General features: G+C 38.6%; 1 protein-coding gene. It reads right to left on the reverse strand.

The window, feature by feature from the left end:
* On the reverse strand, positions 1-233 hold a 233-nt coding region (locus R2R70_RS23315; RefSeq protein ID WP_410979393.1), incomplete at both ends, for a hypothetical protein.

A 233-nucleotide genomic window follows, 5' to 3' on the forward strand; every position in this document is an offset into this window, starting at 1 on the left:
GTTGATCATACCATTTAGTTCATATGGGTTCACTGTAGCTAGTTTTCCTATTGTGCGTCTAGGAACGTTTACAACAGGCTCTAATACGTCTTTAAAAAGTTCGTTGTTCAGTAGAGCTGATTCTTCGACATTTAATCGTCTTCTTCGCTGACCTTTTGTGGATTGAGCATTAGCCAAAACGGAGTATGTTCCTCCAGAAGAAAAATTGACTTCTACACTATCTTTGGTGAAAG

This window comes from Cobetia sp. SIMBA_158 (genome assembly GCF_046566945.1).
Lineage (GTDB): Bacteria > Pseudomonadota > Gammaproteobacteria > Pseudomonadales > Halomonadaceae > Cobetia > Cobetia amphilecti.